The sequence below is a fragment of the Pseudomonas viridiflava genome, from assembly GCF_003702045.1.
GTDB classification, from domain to species: Bacteria; Pseudomonadota; Gammaproteobacteria; order Pseudomonadales; family Pseudomonadaceae; genus Aquipseudomonas; species Aquipseudomonas viridiflava_C.
In genome coordinates this window covers 803,412-817,716 of record NZ_RBTP01000012.1, presented here as the reverse complement: position 1 = coordinate 817,716, position 14,305 = coordinate 803,412, and the positions used below count along the sequence as shown (strand labels likewise).

At 58.5% G+C, this 14,305-nt stretch carries 13 protein-coding genes; 10 read left to right on the top strand and 3 right to left on the bottom strand.

The window, feature by feature from the left end:
- Nucleotides 1-190 precede the first annotated feature (190 nt).
- Complete coding sequence (locus tag ALP40_RS05725) at nt 191-1,849, top strand: nitrite/sulfite reductase (RefSeq protein ID WP_025995614.1); 1,659 nt, start codon at nt 191-193, stop codon at nt 1,847-1,849.
- Nucleotides 1,833-2,327, top strand: coding sequence for a DUF934 domain-containing protein (locus ALP40_RS05720; protein ID WP_122207287.1), 495 nt, complete (start codon nt 1,833-1,835; stop codon nt 2,325-2,327). Before ALP40_RS05725 ends, ALP40_RS05720 begins: the two co-directional genes overlap by 17 nt.
- A gap of 79 nt (nt 2,328-2,406) precedes the next feature.
- Here ALP40_RS05720 and sohB read toward each other — a convergent pair whose 3' ends face one another.
- Complete coding sequence (gene sohB / locus ALP40_RS05715) at nt 2,407-3,435, bottom strand: protease SohB (protein ID WP_122207286.1); 1,029 nt, start codon at nt 3,433-3,435, stop codon at nt 2,407-2,409.
- 202 nt (nt 3,436-3,637) lie between these two features.
- Here sohB and ALP40_RS05710 point away from each other — a divergent pair, with 202 nt between their 5' ends.
- From ALP40_RS05710 to ALP40_RS05685, 6 genes are all read left to right on the top strand, one after another.
- A complete protein-coding gene (locus ALP40_RS05710) occupies nt 3,638-4,348 on the top strand; it encodes a histidine phosphatase family protein (RefSeq protein WP_122207285.1) in 711 nt (236 codons plus the stop codon).
- Between the two features lie 66 nt (nt 4,349-4,414).
- Nucleotides 4,415-4,732, top strand: coding sequence for an SCP2 sterol-binding domain-containing protein (locus ALP40_RS05705; RefSeq protein WP_004884937.1), 318 nt, complete (start codon nt 4,415-4,417; stop codon nt 4,730-4,732).
- 208 nt (nt 4,733-4,940) lie between these two features.
- Nucleotides 4,941-6,008: a phosphotransferase family protein gene (locus ALP40_RS05700; protein WP_122207284.1), complete on the top strand. Its 1,068-nt coding sequence runs from the start codon at nt 4,941-4,943 to the stop codon at nt 6,006-6,008.
- A 23-nt stretch (nt 6,009-6,031) separates the two neighbouring features.
- Complete coding sequence (locus ALP40_RS05695) at nt 6,032-6,799, top strand: SDR family oxidoreductase (RefSeq protein ID WP_122207283.1); 768 nt, start codon at nt 6,032-6,034, stop codon at nt 6,797-6,799.
- 107 nt (nt 6,800-6,906) lie between these two features.
- Nucleotides 6,907-8,055, top strand: coding sequence for a Gfo/Idh/MocA family protein (locus ALP40_RS05690; protein WP_122207282.1), 1,149 nt, complete (start codon nt 6,907-6,909; stop codon nt 8,053-8,055).
- Between the two features lie 73 nt (nt 8,056-8,128).
- Nucleotides 8,129-8,908, top strand: coding sequence for a TSUP family transporter (locus tag ALP40_RS05685; protein WP_122207281.1), 780 nt, complete (start codon nt 8,129-8,131; stop codon nt 8,906-8,908).
- Here the strand turns inward: ALP40_RS05685 and nudC are convergent.
- A complete protein-coding gene (nudC, locus tag ALP40_RS05680) occupies nt 8,876-9,712 on the bottom strand; it encodes an NAD(+) diphosphatase (protein WP_122207280.1) in 837 nt (278 codons plus the stop codon). The two genes, ALP40_RS05685 and nudC, sit on opposite strands and share 33 nt — an antisense overlap.
- 31 nt (nt 9,713-9,743) lie before the next feature.
- A complete protein-coding gene (locus tag ALP40_RS05675; protein WP_122207445.1) occupies nt 9,744-10,556 on the bottom strand; it encodes a crotonase/enoyl-CoA hydratase family protein in 813 nt (270 codons plus the stop codon).
- Between the two features lie 214 nt (nt 10,557-10,770).
- Here ALP40_RS05675 and ALP40_RS05670 point away from each other — a divergent pair, with 214 nt between their 5' ends.
- Entirely contained in the window at nt 10,771-12,255 is a 1,485-nt protein-coding gene (locus ALP40_RS05670) for an ATPase domain-containing protein (RefSeq protein ID WP_122207279.1), read from the top strand.
- Nucleotides 12,252-14,282 (top strand): PAS domain-containing sensor histidine kinase, encoded by a 2,031-nt coding sequence (locus ALP40_RS05665; RefSeq protein ID WP_122207278.1) that lies wholly within the window; start codon nt 12,252-12,254, stop codon nt 14,280-14,282. Before ALP40_RS05670 ends, ALP40_RS05665 begins: the two co-directional genes overlap by 4 nt.
- Nucleotides 14,283-14,305 lie beyond the last annotated feature (23 nt).

Genomic DNA, 14,305 nt, shown 5'->3' with positions numbered 1-14,305 from the left:
TGGCGTGCCTCATTGCTTATCGCTTTTAGTGATTTGCATATATATAAACATCACTTTTATCGATATCCGCGAACTGCTATCTTCGCCTCCGCTCCGTAGGGAGTGCGCGACCGTGCGCGCAGAATTGATCAGATGAAGCAATGCCCATTAGAGGCACGGCTTCATTACGAAGCCTGAGAACAGGACCTATATGTACGTATACGACGATTACGATCAGAGGATCATCGAGGACCGCGTCAAGCAGTTCCGGGATCAGACCCGACGCTACCTGGCCGGGGAACTGAGCGAGGAAGAGTTTCGACCGTTGCGCCTGCAAAACGGTTTGTATGTCCAGCGTTTCGCACCGATGCTGCGTGTGGCCGTTCCTTATGGCCAACTGACGTCGCGCCAGGCCCGCATGATGGCGAAGATTGCCCGCGATTTCGACAAGGGTTACGCCCACATCAGCACCCGCCAGAACGTGCAGTTCAACTGGCCTGCCCTGGAAGACGTACCGGACATTCTGGCTGAACTGGCCACCGTGCAGATGCACGCCATCCAGACCAGCGGCAATTGCCTGCGCAACGTGACCACCGATCAGTTTGCCGGCGTTGCCGCAGATGAGCTGGTCGATCCTCGTCCGTGGTGCGAAATCGTGCGTCAGTGGACGACCTTCCATCCAGAATTCGCCTACCTGCCGCGCAAGTTCAAGATTGCGATCAATGGTTCAAGCGGCGACCGCGCAGCCATCGAAGTGCATGACATCGGCCTTGAGCCGCTGCGCAACGAAGCCGGCGAGTTGGGTTTTCGCGTGTTGGTCGGCGGTGGACTCGGCCGTACGCCGGTCGTCGGCGCCTTCATCAATGAATTCCTGCCGTGGCAGGACCTGTTGAGTTATCTGGACGCCATCCTGCGTGTGTACAACCGCTATGGCCGTCGTGACAACAAGTACAAGGCGCGGATCAAAATCCTGGTCAAGGCGCTGACCCCTGAAGTGTTCGCCGAGAAAGTCGAAGCGGAAATGACTCACCTGCGCGGCGGCCAGACCACACTGACCGAAGCCGAGGTTGAGCGCGTTTCGAAGCATTTCATCGACCCGCAATACAAGGCTCTGGCCGATCAGCACGCCGAATTGGCCGCGCTGGATGGCCAGCACCCAGGCTTCGCTCGCTGGCGTCAACGCAACGTGTTCGCGCACAAGAAGCCTGGCTATGTGGCCGTCACCCTGTCGCTCAAACCGACCGGCGTTGCACCGGGTGATGTGACCGACAAACAGTTGGACGCCATCGCCGATCTGGCCGATCGCTACAGCTTTGGCGAACTGCGTACCTCCCACGAGCAGAACATCATTCTGGCGGACGTCGAGCAGACCGAACTGTTCACGTTGTGGAACGAGCTGCGTGAAAACGGCTTCGCGACACCGAACATCGGCTTGCTGACCGACATCATCTGCTGCCCGGGCGGCGACTTCTGCTCGCTGGCCAACGCCAAGTCGATCCCGATTGCAGAATCGATCCAGCGTCGCTTCGATGATCTGGACTACCTGTTCGACATCGGCGAACTGGACCTGAACATTTCCGGCTGCATGAACGCCTGTGGCCACCACCATGTTGGCCATATCGGCATTCTGGGCGTGGACAAGAAAGGCGAAGAGTTTTATCAGGTTTCGCTGGGGGGCAGCGCCAGCCGCGACGCCAGCCTGGGCAAGATCCTCGGCCCGTCGTTCGCTCAGGACGCCATGCCCGATGTGATCGAGAAGCTGATCGACGTCTACGTCGAGAAACGCAACGAAGACGAGCGCTTCATCGACACTTATCAGCGAATTGGCATTGACCCTTTCAAGGAGCGCGTCTATGCAGCGAATCATTAAGAACAACGAAGTCATCGACGAAACCTGGCACCTGCTGCCCAAGGATACGACCTTCGACAGCCTGTCCAACTGCGATGACCTGATTGTGCCGTTGGTGCTGTGGCGCGAGCACGGTCACGCCCTCAAGGCTCGCGACGGCGGATTGGGTGTATGGCTGGACAGCGACGAAGAAGCCGAAGAAATCGGTGACGACGTCGATCAGTTTCAGGTCATTGCCCTGAATTTCCCGGCGTTTACCGATGGGCGCAACTTTTCCAACGCCCGCCTGCTGCGCGACCGTTACGGCTACAAGGGCGAGCTGCGCGCCATTGGCGATGTGCTCCGTGACCAGTTGTTCTACATGCGCCGCTGCGGCTTCGATGCGTTTGCGGTACGTGCCGACAAAGACCCGTACGAAGCGCTGGAGGGCCTGAAGGATTTCTCAGTGACTTATCAGGCCGCCACCGACGAGCCGCTGCCCCTGTTCCGTCGCCGCTGATTACGCTGATCCGGTGATACCAAAAAGCCCGGGCCTTCATTGAAGGTCCGGGCTTTTCATTTGCAGAACCGGGCTGTTATCAGAACCGCTGCTGCGTCAATCGCCCCCACCACTTGGCCATCAAGCTGTCTGCCGATGCCGCCGCCGCCATACCCATGCGTTCCTGCAGGCTCTTGCGCTGCACGTAATGCAGGTGGAAAACGTCCGCTTCCTTGGCGCGTTCGGCCAGGTACTCGTCACTGGTCTTAAGTTCATCGACCAGTTGCTTGTCCAGCGCAGCCATGCCCAGCCAGACCTCACCGGTCGCCACTTCATCAATGGACAGTTGCGGACGATAGCTGGCAACGAAGTTCTTGAACAGGTCGTGAGTGATGTCCAGATCCTGCTGAAACTTCTCCCGGCCCTTCTCGGTGTTTTCGCCAAACACGGTCAGCGTGCGCTTGTACTCACCCGCCGTCAGCACTTCGAAATCGATGTCGTGCTTCTTCAGCAGACGGTTCACGTTGGGCAACTGCGCAACGACGCCGATGGACCCCAGAATCGCGAACGGTGCGCTGATGATCTTGTTGCCAATACACGCCATCATGTAGCCGCCGCTGGCCGCAACCTTGTCGATGCAGATGGTCAGCGGAATACCCGCCTGCCGGATGCGCGCCAATTGCGAAGAGGCCAGGCCGTAGCTATGAACCATACCCCCACCGCTTTCAAGGCGCAGCACCACTTCATCCTTGTCGGTGGCCAGGGTCAGCAAGGCCGTAATTTCGTGACGCATGCTTTCGTTCGCAGAGGCCTTGATGTCACCGTCGAAGTCCAGCACATAGACGCGGGCTTTTGCCTCGGCCTGTTGCTTGTTCTTCTTTTCTTTTTTCAGGGTTTTGGCCTGCTCCTTGCGCAACGCTTTGAGGCTCTCCTTGCCCAGCAGGGATTGCTCAAGGCGCTCGCGAAGCCCTTTGTAGAAATCATTGAGCCGGGTGACCTGAAGTTGCCCGGCCGTTTTGCGACGTCCCTTGCCCCGCATTGACGCGATGGCAACCAGCACCACCACGATGGCAATCACCAGCGTGACGGTCTTGGCCAGAAAACTGGCGTAATCGACAACGAACTCCACGGATATTCCTCACTTGCATTGCGCCCTTACCAATCAAGGGCCGCGATGTCGCCAGCATACCGACGCACACTTGCGATCACCAGCGACAAGGGTTACAAGCCATTAAAACGGTGATTTCAAACGAGCGTATGTTTTTTATTGACAGCTCCCCGGCATCCCTCATAACCTCGCCAGACCTTCAACGTACCGAGACGACACGGACGTGGGCAGCATCTACCTGATACGACATGGCCAGGCCTCATTTGGTGCAGACGATTACGACGTCCTGTCGCCAGTGGGCATTCGTCAGGCACACATTGTCGGTGCCCACCTGGCCGATCTGGGTATCAGGTTCGATCGCTGCATATCAGGAGATCTGCACCGCCAGAAAGACACCGCACACCATGCAATGGCGCAATTTGCCGAAGCGGGCCTGGACGTTCCGCAGTTGCACATCGACAGCGCGTTCGATGAGTTCGACGCCGAAGGTGTCATGCGTGCGCTGATACCTGCCATGTTGGCTGAAGAACCCACCGCACTGGATATCCTGCGGGACGCAGCCAATAACCGTGCAGAATTTCAGCGGCTATTCTCACTGATCATCGGCCGCTGGATCGCTGGTCGGCATGACACCCTCGGCCTGCAAAGCTGGCTGGGTTTTGTCGCCAGAGTGAAAGCCGGGCTGGACAGGATCATCGAAAGCGCAGCTGCAAACGAGCGAATCGCCGTGTTCACATCCGGCGGCACCATTACTGCACTGCTGCATCTGATCACAGGAATGCCTGCGCAACAGGCGTTCGAGCTCAACTGGCACATCGTCAATACTTCGTTGCACAAGCTTGGATTCAGGGGCAACGAAGTCACGCTGGCTTCTTTCAACAGTTATACGCACCTGCAACTGCTGAAGGCGCCGGAACTCATCACTTATCGCTGAGCCCGGCCCATCGTGCCCGGCAGGCACAGCATTACCAAAACCGGACCACCACAAAAGGATCAAGACATGACCTCAACAGCCGACGCCGTGAAAACCATGCAAGCCAAGTTCAACCCAAGCGCCGCTGCAGGCCTGGACCTGGTCTTCGGTTTCCACATTACCGACGAAGACAAGTACTACGCGCTGATCGTCAAAGACAGCACCTGTGACCTGCAGGAAGGTGAAAACCCTGATGCCAACGTCACACTGGTGATGGACAGCCAGACCCTCAAAGGTATCGTGAGCGGCGAAACCGACGGCATGCAGGCTTTCATGGGCGGCAAGCTGCGCGCCGAAGGCGACATGATGCTGGCCATGAAACTGAGCGAACTGTTCCCGGTTTAAGTACCAGGCGGTCTGCAACAGATGTCGAAAACCGAAGCCCGCCGGCTTCGGTTTTTTTTTGGCCTGCGAACTGACAAGCAGCAATCAAGGCCGCTGATCAGCCGGCAACACGCTAACCTATAACGCGGTTTGACCGTTGTGAGCGAGCCGTCCAGTCATTAGATTACTCAGTGATTCGGGCTGACCATAATAAGCAAAAGGGATAAGCATGGCGTTGACTGACCAGTCCACCGAGATTCGTAGCGGCGAAGAGCTCGACGTCGCGCTGATTGATCCGTATCTCAAAAACCACATCCCGGACCTGCAGGGTGCCCCGGTTATCAGTCAGTTCCCGGGGGGCGCATCGAACCTCACCTACCTCATTCAGTATCCCGGGCGGGAGCTGGTGCTGCGTCGGCCGCCGTTCGGGCACAAAGCCAAATCGGCGCATGACATGGGGCGCGAGTACCGCATTCTCAATCAGCTCAAGGACGCCTTTCCGTACTGCCCGCAAGCCTACCTGCATTGCACCGATGAAACGGTGATCGGATCGGAGTTTTACGTGATGGAGCGCGTCAAGGGCATCATCCTGCGCTCGGATCTACCCCCCGCACTGGGTCTGGACGCCCAGCAGACTGAAGACCTTTGCAAGAGCTTCATCGACAAACTGGTCGATCTGCACCGGGTTGATTATCAGGCCTGCGGCCTGGTTGATCTGGGCAAACCGCACGGCTACGTTCAGCGCCAGATTCTGGGCTGGACCGAGCGCTACGAGAAAGCCATGACCCCTGACGCGCCCGCCTGGGAGCAGGTCAAGGCGTGGCTGGCCGCCAAGATGCCGGCCGACTCGTCGGTGTCCAGCATCGTGCACAACGATTACCGCTTCGACAACGTCATCCTCGATCCCGAAAACCCGATGCGCATTATTGGTGTGCTGGACTGGGAGCTGACCACGCTGGGCGATCCGCTGATGGACCTGGGCAACACCCTTGCGTACTGGATCCAGGCCGACGACCCGGCGACGGTGCAATTGATGCGACGCCAGCCCAGCCATGCGCCAGGCATGCTGACCCGTCAGCAATTCGTCGACTACTACGCAGAACGTTCGGGCATCCGCGTCGACAACTTCGACTTTTATTACACCTACGGGCTGTTCCGCCTGGCCGGGATCGTGCAGCAGATTTACTACCGGTTTTATCATGGCCAGACTCAAGACAAGCGCTTTGCCCCGTTCATTCATATGAACAAACTGCTTGAGCAGATGAGCCTGAACGTCATCGCCAAGTCCAGCCTTTGATGCCCTCATTACAAGGAAACGACATGTCCAGAACCCAACTCTTCGACCTCGACGGCAAGATCGCCTTCGTTTCAGGTGCCAGCCGCGGAATTGGTGAAGCGATTGCCCGATTGCTAGCACAACAAGGCGCTCACGTCATCGTGTCCAGCCGCAGGATCGATGGCTGTCAGGTCGTGGCTGACGCCATTAACGCCGAGGGCGGCAAAGCCACTGCAATCGCGTGTCACATTGGCGAGATGGAACAGATCAACAGCGTGTTCGCCCAGATTCGCGAGCAGTTCGGACGTTTGGACATTCTGGTTAACAACGCCGCTACCAACCCGCAGTTCTGTAACGTACTGGACACCGACCTGAGCGCGTTCCAGAAGACCGTCGACGTCAATATCCGTGGTTATTTCTTCATGTCGGTGGAAGCCGGCAAGCTGATGCGTGAAACGGGCGGCGGCAGCATTATCAACGTGGCGTCGATCAACGCCGTGTCACCGGGCGCTTACCAAGGCATTTATTCGATGACCAAGGCCGCAGTGATCAACATGACCAAGGTGTTCGCCAAGGAATGCGCGGAATTCGGCATTCGCTGCAACGCGCTGCTGCCCGGACTCACTGACACCAAGTTTGCATCGGCGCTGGTCAAAAATGACGCCATCCTGAACATGGCGCTCGCGCAGATCCCGCTCAAGCGAGTCGCGGCACCGAGCGAAATGGCAGGCGCCGTGTTGTATCTCGCCAGTGAAGCGTCGAGCTATACCACAGGCGTGGCGCTCAACGTCGACGGTGGGTTCCTGTCTTGATCTGTCACGAATAGGACTTGGCAAAGACAAATATGAATTAAATTTTCCATTAGTTAATTATTTGGAATATATTTTCCGCATAACAACGATCCTTTTTGGAGACTGTCATGCGGGAAACCTCTTCTTCCACGTTGCCGGCGTACGGCATCGGTCTGATCGGTACAGGCTTCATGGGCCGTGCTCACGCCCTCGCCTTCGGCAACGCCAATGCTGCGCTTGATCTTCCCGCACGTCTCAGCCTGGTCGCGCTGGCCGACGCCGATGCCACACGTGCAGCGCAGTGCGCACAGGCGTGGGGTTTCGATCGCAGCCATGCCGACTGGCAGCAACTGATTGAAGACCCCCAAGTGCATATCGTGGCGATCACCACCCCCAACCATTTGCATTTTCCGATGGCGATGGCCGCCATCGCTGCGGGCAAGGCGGTGTACTGCGAGAAGCCGCTGGCAGTCAGCCTGGCTCAGGCAGATCAGATGCGTCGCAGCGCCAAAGTCGCAGGCGTAGTGACTCAGGTCGGTTACAACTACCAGCACAACCCGATGATCGGCCTGGCCCGCGACATGATCAACGCAGGCGAACTGGGCGACATCATCAGCTTCCAGGGTGAGTTCAGCGAAGATTTCATGGCCGACGCGCAATCCCCTTGGTCGTGGCGCTGCGAGGCCGGTCACGCAGGTGGCGCCTTGGCCGATCTGGGCAGCCACCTGTTGGCAATGGCGCGCTATCTATTGGGCGACATTGAAGCCGTGTGCGCGGATGTCAGCACGGTCCATCGCCAACGCCCTGTCAGCGCTGGCAGCCACGAACTGCGCGATATCGCCGTGGATGACCAGACCCACGCCCTGCTCCGTTTCGCCAACGGAGCGCGCGGCACTTTCAGCAGCAGTTGGCTGAAGCACGGTTACAAGAATCACCTCGGTTTCGAAATCAGCGGCACCAAGGGCACCTTGGCGTTCGATCAGGAACGGCTCAACGAACTGCGCCTGTATCGCCCTGGCGCACCGGGACGAGACGGTTTTCAACGTTTGCTGGCGGGTCCTTCACTGCCCGGCTACGCCGCGTTCTGTCCCGCGCCGGGCCATCAGTTGGGCTACAACGAACTCAAGGCACTTGAGGTTCAGGCCTTGGTTCTGTCGATGTGCGGACAGGGCCGTCGGGGCCCTGATTTCGAGGAGGCCTGGCAAATAGAACGGCTTGCCGCAGCTATCCGCCTGGCAGATGAACAGCAACGCTGGATTGCGCTCTCGGATATCTGACAGACTTCCTGCAACATCCGGCAAAGGGTTAGAATGCGCCCCATTCTGCCCCTCTGCCATAAGCCCATCGCCCATGCCTTTCGAACTCAGCGTCGACCTGACCACGCTCGCCATTCTGGCCGTGGTTGCCTTTATCGCCGGATTCATCGACGCCATTGCGGGCGGCGGCGGACTGCTAACCACCCCTGCCCTGATGACCGCCGGGCTGCCACCCCATCTGGTGCTGGGCACCAACAAGCTCAGCTCGACATTCGGCTCGGCGACCGCAAGCTTCACCTTCTACCGACGCAAGCTGTTCGATCCCAAGCAGTGGATTCACGCCATTGTCGGCACGGCGGTGGGCGCTGCGATAGGCGCGGTGGTCGCCCATTACTTGCCCGCTGAGTGGCTGAACCAAATGTTGCCGGTCATTGTGTTCGGCTGTGGCCTCTACCTGTTGTTCGGCGGTACGCCCAAGGCGCCGCTGGACAGCAATGCGCCGATCAGGAAGACCTGGCAGGCACCGCAAGGTTTCGGCCTGGGCTTCTACGACGGGGTTGCCGGTCCCGGAACCGGTGCCTTCTGGACGGTCAGCACCTTGCTGCTTTATCCGGTCGACCTAGTGAAAGCCAGCGGCGTTGCGCGCAGCATGAATTTCGTCAGCAACGCCGTTGCGTTGTCCGTATTCATGTTTTCCGGTCAAGTGGATTACGTGATCGGCCTGTGCATGGGCCTGGCGGTGATGCTGGGGGCCTACTTCGGGGCTGGCACAGCAATCAAGGGCGGTGCAAAATTCATCCGCCCTGTGTTCATCACCGTGGTGCTGGGCCTGACCGTCCGCCTAGCCTGGCAGCACTGGTTCGGGGGCGCCTGATCGCTGGGCCAGATAGGCTTCGATCAAGTAGCGCGCGATGGATCGGTTGGCAGGCAGCGGCGGCAGATCGTCGATGCGAAACCATTGCGCGTCTTCAATCTCGTCGGCCTGAGGCACGATTTCGCCGCTTTCGTACTCGGCGTGAAAACCCAGCATCATCGAATGGGGAAACGGCCAGCATTGGCTGCCCATGTACGTGAGGTTCTTAATGCGGATCTGCACTTCTTCCATGACTTCCCGATGCACGCAGTCCTCCGCCGACTCGCCAGGCTCGGCAAAGCCTGCCAGGGTGCTGTAGACACCCGTCACAAAACGCGGAGAGCGTGCCAGAAGCACTTCATCGCCTCGCGTAATCAACACGATCATGCTGGGCGATATGCGTGGGTAGAAGCGCAGGTTGTCGTGGGCGCAGTACATGGCGCGCTCGCCGGGCACCTGAACCGTCGGACGACCACAGGCGCCACAAAACCGATGCTCTCTGGCCCAAGTGCTGATCTGCGCGGCATAGCCAAGCTTCTGAAAGACCGCGAAGTCGCCTTCCAGCATGAACTGCCGCAAGCCCTGCCATGAACACCCTTCGACCGCCACGGATCGCTCAAGCACCAACAGGTATACGGGCTCGCCATCGAAGTGCCCAATACCGTGCTCGCTCTGCACCGGCAAATCCTGCCCCATGAGCCAGGCTCTGGGAAACATCACCCCATTGCTGTCCTGCAAAAAACCCTGGTCGCCATGCACTACGGCCCAGCCCCCGCTGGCCTCTGGGTCAAGCACTGCGGTCGTCCAACGCACCGGGCGCGTCATGGCAAAACTCCTCTGTTCGAACGCAAGCGTGTCAATTATCGAAAACCGGCTTCTGTTTGCTCATCTGGGCAACCATCGCCAGCTTCAGGTCCGGTGATTGCAGCATGGCTGCGTTCCAGATAGCAACGTGCTCAAGGCCATCATTCACGCTGTGATCGCGCATGTAGCCGATCATTGCCTTGGTGCCCTCGATGGCAATCGGCGACTTTTCGGCAATTTGGCGAGCGATGGCCATCACACCGTCCAGCAATGTGGCTTTATCGGTAAAGCTGCGATTGATCAAACCGATGCGCAGGGCTTCATCGGCCTCGACGGTGCGCCCGGTATAAGCCAGTTCGCGCATGATGCCATCGGGAATGATGCGGGGCAGGCGCTGCAATGTCCCGACGTCGGCCGCCATGCCCATGTCTATTTCACGAATCGCGAACTGCACATCCGCTGCCGCGTAACGCATGTCGCACGCCGACACCAAATCGATGGCCCCGCCCAGACAGTAGCCCTGAATGACGGCCAGCACCGGCTTGCGGCATTCATCGACCGCGGTGAATGAAGCCTGCATGTCGAGGATGGTGCGCCTGAGCACCCTGGCGTTGCGCCCTGCGTCTTCACCCATCCGGTTGGCGACCGCCGCCAGCATCTTCAGGTCGATGCCTGACGAGAAGTGCTTCCCGACAGCACTGAGAACCACGACGCGAACGGCGTCCTCCTGCTCGATCCATTCAAAGATGTCGATGATTTCGGTCCAGAACGCTTCGCTCATCGCGTTGACCTTGTCGGCGCGATTGATCTGCACATGGGCGATGTTGTCGTTCAATTCAACCAGAAAGGTTTGATATTCACGCAAAAGAAGACCCTCGGGCACAGGACAGTGGATCGATGAACTATAACAATCCGTGCAGCGCTCTTGTAAGGCGACTGTTGTGACATTTGCCGGACCGCTATCCTTTGACAGCAAGGGACAGGGGGCCGCGAGCCAAATAGTCTGAACCGTCGTAGTGCCATGATGTCCAGTATTGGGTGATACCACTACTGCTCCGTCAGTTATCAGAGGGCAATACTTGAATACGTCAAAAGCGGCAACCGGCATTGAAGGTCTGGACGACATCCTCTCTGGAGGTCTTTCACGCTGTCACGTTTTCCTTCTCGAAGGAGAACCCGGAACCGGCAAGACAACCGTAGCGCTGCAGTTTCTGCTGGCAGGTGCGCGAGCGGGTGAAACTTCCCTGTACATTACGCTTTCCGAGACGGAGCGAGAGTTGCGTGACGGTGCCCGCTCCCACGGTTGGGAGCTGGACGATCACATCAAGATTTTCGAACTGACGCCGCCTGAAAGCCTGCTCGATGCAGACCACCATCAGAGCCTGCTGTACTCCTCCGACCTGGAGCTGGGCGAGGCCACACGGCAGATTTTTGAAGTGGTCGAACGCGTCAAGCCGACCCGGGTGGTCATCGACAGCCTTTCTGAAATCCGCCTACTGGCGCAAAGCTCGTTGCGCTACCGTCGGCAGATTCTGGCGATCAAGCACTACTTTGCGCGCTACGACGCTACCGTGGTGCTGCTGGACGACCTCACCACCGAGGCATTGGACAAGACCGTGCACAGCGTCGCTCACGGCGTCATCCGCCTTGAAGCGTTGACGCCCGCCTACGGTGCCGAACGCCGACGGTTGAAGATCGTCAAGTACCGGGGCCAGAAATACCGTGGCGGCTATCACGATTTCACCATCGCAGAGGACGGCATCCAGGTATTTCCGCGGCTAGTGGCGGCCGAACATCGTTCCGACTATTCACGCACCCAGTTCACCAGCGGCATTCAGGAGCTGGACGATCTGCTGGGCGGCGGTATCGAGAGCGGCTCCAGCACGCTGATTCTTGGCCCTGCGGGCACCGGCAAATCGCTGATCACAATGGTCTTCGCGGCACAAGCGGTGGCCCGTGGCGAGCGAGTCGGGCTGTTCATCTTCGATGAGGAAATGGGGCTGCTGTTCGAGCGCATGCTCAAGATCGGTATCGACCTGCGTGCCCTGCAGGAAACCGGCAACCTGCTGATCGAGCAGACCGACGCCGCTGAAATGTCGCCTGGCGAGTTCTCTCATCGGGTCAGACGCGCGGTTGATCAGAAGCAAATCAAGACCGTGGTTATCGACAGCATCAACGGCTATCAAGCGTCGATGCCGGAAGAAAATTCGCTGATTCTGCATATGCATGAGCTTTTGCTCTATCTTAACCGCCGTGGCGCCTCGACCTTCATGACGGTTGCCCAACATGGACTGGTCGGCGACATGCGCTCGCCCGTCGACATCACCTATCTGGCAGACAGCGTGATCCTTTTGCGGTACTTCGAAGCACTCGGCCAGGTGCGCAGGGCGATCTCTATCATCAAAAAGCGTACGGGCACGCATGAGTCGACCATTCGTGAGTACCGGATCAGCCACAAAGGCTTGAAGATAGGCGCACCGCTGGAGGCGTTCCAAGGTGTGCTACGCGGAGTTCCGACTTACCTGGGCGAGAGCAAACCGCTGCTGACGGACGAAGACTTGTGAGTATTCAGGGGCAACTTTCAGAACGGGCGATCATTCTGGCGCCCCGTGGACGGGACAGTCAGATTGCCCTGATGATTCTTCAGGAAGCCGGATACCCAGCAATCATCGCACGGGATCTCGGCGAACTGATCACGGAGTTACAGAACGGTGCAGGTCTTGCAATCGTCGCCGACGAAGCTTTGCGCACGGTTGATGTCACCCCGCTGCTCGACCTGCTGGGACAACAGCCTGCGTGGTCCGACCTGCCCATCGTGCTGCTGACCCATCATGGCGGACCCGAGCAGAACCCATCGGCGCGCCTGGGCAGTTTGCTGGGCAATGTGACGTTTCTGGAAAGACCCTTTCACCCGGTGACGCTGGTCAGTCTGGTAACGACCGCGGTGCGGGGGCGGCGACGTCAATACGAAGCCAGGGCCCGACTGGAAGATCTGCTCGAAAGTGAAAAGCGCCTGCAAAACGCGCTCAAGGCCGGAAGGCTCGGTTCCTGGGAGCTGGAATCGGGGCGCCTGCAACTCTCATGCTCCTCAATCACACGAGGCCACTACGGCCGCGAAGAGCATGACCGGTTTACGTACGAAGACTGGCTGAGCGTCGTCTATCCCGAAGATCAGCCTCGCATGCAATCGGCGCTTCAGCGCAGCCTGGACACCGGCGTTGATTTCATCATCGAATACCGCAACGTCTGGCCGAACGGTTCTGTCAATTGGGTTGACGTAAGGGCTCGCGCCATCCGCGACAATGCTGGACGGGTCAACTCGTTGGTTGGCGTGACCTCTGACATCACCGAGCGCAAACAGGCTGAATCGCAGCTGCGACGCCTGAACGAGACACTGGAGCAGCAAGTCGAAGAACGCACGTCACAACTAAGACACAAGGAAGAAGTGCTGCGTCAGTCGCAGAAAATGGAAGCGGTAGGCCAGTTGACCGGCGGTATCGCGCACGACTTCAACAACATGCTGACCGGGATTATCGGCAGCCTGGAGTTGATCAGAAGGCGTCTGGCCCGTGGCCGCACCGAAGGTCTGGATAATCTGATCGATCTGGGTGTGACGTCTGCCAACCGTGCAGCCGCCCTCACCCATCGTCTGCTGGCGTTTTCACGGCGCCAGTCGCTGGATTCCAAGCCGGTTGAGATGAATCATCTGATTACCGCGATGGGTGAACTCATTCAACGCAGCGTTAACGAAAGCGTGCAGTTGACCATGCGCCTTGGCGATGACCTCTGGACGGCAGAAGCCGACCCCAACCAGCTGGAAAATGCCTTGCTCAACCTGGTGCTCAATGCCCGCGACGCCATGCCGGACGGCGGTTTGCTAACGGTTGAGACGTACAATCAGCATCTGGACAAGTCATTCACCAACGCCCATGAGAATCTGCTGCCAGGCGATTACGTGGTCCTGAGCATCAGCGACAATGGTTGCGGCATGCCTGAAGCAGTCATCAGCCGCGCATTCGATCCCTTCTTCACGACCAAACCCATCGGTCAGGGAACCGGGCTTGGCCTGTCGATGATTTACGGTTTCAGCAAGCAATCGCATGGGCATGTGGCGATCAAGAGCGAAGTGGGCCGAGGCACCACAGTGCAGCTGTTCCTGCCGCGCTTCAAAGGCGATCAGGACGAAGACGAACAGACTTTCCAGAGCAATGCGATCTACGCCAAAGATGGCGAAACCGTGTTGATCGTCGAAGACGACCCGGCTGTCAGGGCGCTGGTCAGCGAAGTGCTCAGCGAGCTTGGCTACGCGTTCATAGAAGCCGGCGATTCACTGACCGCCGTACCCGTACTGGAATCGGGTCAGCGCATCGACCTGCTGATCAGCGACGTAGGGCTTCCGGGCATGAACGGCCGTCAACTGGCTGAAATTGCACGACAGCTGCGGCCCGACCTCAAAGTGCTGTTCATCACCGGCTACGCTGAGCACGCGGCAGCACGCGCAGGTTTTCTGGACACTGGCATGCAGTTGATCACCAAGCCGTTTGCCTTTGATCACCTGACGTCAAAAGTACGGGAAATGATCGAGGCCTGAGACCACAGTCAGGCCTCATGTAC